The organism is Oceanispirochaeta sp., from assembly GCF_027859075.1.
Lineage (GTDB): Bacteria > Spirochaetota > Spirochaetia > DSM-2461 > DSM-2461 > Oceanispirochaeta.
The window spans coordinates 1-2529 of record NZ_JAQIBL010000090.1; the positions used below are offsets into that span (position 1 = coordinate 1).

General features: G+C 43.0%; 3 protein-coding genes. 1 reads left to right on the top strand and 2 read right to left on the bottom strand.

What is annotated here, in order from left to right:
- On the top strand, positions 1–937 hold a 937-nt coding region (gene queA / locus PF479_RS04730; protein WP_298002817.1), incomplete at its 5' end, for a tRNA preQ1(34) S-adenosylmethionine ribosyltransferase-isomerase QueA.
- Between the two features lies 1 nt (position 938).
- Here queA and PF479_RS04735 read toward each other — a convergent pair.
- Both PF479_RS04735 and tmk read right to left on the bottom strand, forming a co-directional pair.
- On the bottom strand, positions 939–1559 hold the full coding sequence (locus PF479_RS04735; protein WP_298002819.1) for a hypothetical protein: 621 nt from the start codon (positions 1557–1559) through the stop codon (positions 939–941).
- A gap of 60 nt (positions 1560–1619) precedes the next feature.
- Entirely contained in the window at positions 1620–2216 is a 597-nt protein-coding gene (tmk, locus tag PF479_RS04740) for a dTMP kinase (protein WP_298002821.1), read from the bottom strand.
- Positions 2217–2529: the final 313 nt, after the last annotated feature.

Genomic DNA, 2529 nt, shown 5'->3' on the forward strand with positions numbered 1-2529 from the left:
GATGGTTATGAACCGCCGGACCGGAGCGGTCAGACATATGAATATGCAGGATTTTCCCGACTTGATTGAAAAAGGGACCCTGGTGGTTTTTAACAATTCGAGAGTCAGAAAAGCCCGGGTCTTTGCTCTGTCTGACTTTGGCGGGAAAGTTGAGTTTTTCTTCTTAAAATCTCTTGATAAAGATCTTTGGCTTTGTATGGTCTCTAAGGCTAAAAAGCAGAAAACAGGAAAGTCCTATCGATTTCCGGGGAATTTAAAGGGCGTCATTGAAGAAGAGGTCAGCAGCAATCACAGGAAAGTCCGCTTTTCGTCCCCCCTGAATGACGACTATCTTGACCGGTTCGGGCATATCCCGCTACCTCCCTATATCAAGAGAGAAGATTCACAAGAGGATACAGAGCGGTACCAGTCTGTCTTCTCAAAAGAGACCGGTTCTGTCGCTGCCCCCACTGCAAGTTTGCATTTTACAAATGAAATCCTGGAAAAATTGAATAAAAAGGGTATTGAAACAGCCTTTGTCACACTCCATGTCGGTTTGGGGACCTTTGAACCTGTCAGGACAGAAAGCATTCTGGACCATCAGATGCATGAAGAACAGTTCTTCATTTCTGATGAAACCGCTGAGAAAGTGGAGCGTGCGGTCAAGGAAGGCCGTCCTGTTCTGGCTGTCGGCACGACGTCCGTGAGAACCCTGGAATCCGCCTGGAGTGACGGAAAGCTACAGAGGGGTGAAAGTAGTACGGATATTTTCATTTATCCAGGTTATGAGTTTAAAGTAGTCACCAGGATGTTTACAAATTTCCACACTCCAGAATCGACACTTCTTGTATTAGTCAGTGCCTTTGCGGGGAAAGAGAATATCAATAAAGCCTATGAGGAAGCTGTCGAGTCGGGATATATGTTTTATTCCTATGGTGATGCTATGTTGATGCTTTGATTCAGTAGGTATTTTCATCCATGGACTCAAAGGCTTCTCTGACCCTCTGCAGGCGGTCCAGTTCTCTTTGTATGGTCTTTTCATAGTTCAGATCTTTCGTTTCGATCCTGTAGGATTCATCTTCCCAGAATTGTACATCCTGGATAAACATCCAGGCAAATTTGTCAGAAGACGCTTTTGCTGACCACTCTTTGGCATCCTCCCAGAAATTCAGGGCGTAGCGGTAGCACTCTTCCGCCGTATCAAGACTATCCAGATTGGAAAATTTCCAGGGATAATTGTAGAAATACGCATTCCTTTTATCATATTTCATGCCCAGTTTCAGATAGGAGTCTACCAACCGTAGATTGACATGCATATAAAAAAGGTATCTATATTTTTCCCATTCTTTTTCGTTCGTGATGGTTGCCAGAGCATTCAGAGGGTTGGCAAAATCCGAACGGAGAGCCATTCCCAGATAGTGAATATTTTCCATGGTATCTTCGGGGTAGAGGTACATATGCTGGTGATAGAGCCTGTAAAACTGTTCGGCATAGAGGATTTTATAAGCATGCAGATCCACAGGCTTGACGACCGGGATTAAAAGCATGAGGAATAAGAGCTGCCTGAGGAGTTTCTTCACATCTTAAATATCGGCTCCGGATTGAGGAATCCTTACAATCAATCCTGAAGAGAATCGATATTAAAGCCCTAAAATCTCAATAATGTTATGAAATACAGTATCCGCACTGTCTTCACCGTTTATTCTATAGAGGTCCTTTCCATCGGGATAAAGGGTTGTAAAGGCTTTTTCATAGAGGGATATGACTTTTCTCTGGAAAGCCTCTTTTTCAAAGAGGTCGATACTCTCTCTTTTGTCCCGTCGGTTTGAAGAGGTTTCCACCGAGCACTCAAGGTAGAGGCAGTATCCCGGGAGGGGAAACTCTCTGTTCATTTCCAGTACTGTTTCAAAATCCAGCTGTAGGGATTGATAGGCCAATGAAGAAAAGAGATACCTGTCACAGAATACCCATTTTCCGGCTTCCAGCTCTTCTGTCATCAGCTGCACATGCTCTCTTCTGTCGGCGGCAAATAATTGAGCCAGGGTCAGAGGATGCACTTTTTCTCTTTTTTCCAATACGGCTCTGGCCGCCTGGCCGATAAATCCGTCTGAGGGCTCAAAGGTCCTGATGCAATCTGTTGCCTTATTCCGGCAGTGAGATGCTAGTCTGTTCAGCTGTGTTGTCGTTCCGGAACCGTCCAAACCTTCCAGTACAACAAATTTATCCCATAAACCCATACTCTGTCCTTGCGTATTCAAATGTTTCCGATAGAATAATACATTGTCAGGTTACATTGCTACCCATTTCTCTGTATTTTTTATATTACTACTGGATAAGGAATTACACAATATTACATTCTTTTTATATCCAACATTTTCTATGATTTCTTTCAATTTTGGCTGACTTTTGCTGACACAACTGCATGCATCGAAATGAAGAGAAATTTATATATAATATTTTTTAAAGATGTTTCCATCGATTTTAAAGCATCTGATAATCGCCGTTCTGTCGATTCATTTGGAATTGCCATCACATATGCCATATTCTCTG

Excerpts from the sequence above, each read along its gene's own strand:
- tmk (WP_298002821.1), bottom strand. The coding sequence starts at position 2,216 with ATGGGTTTATGGGATAAATTTGTTGTACTGGAAGGTTTGGACGGTTCC.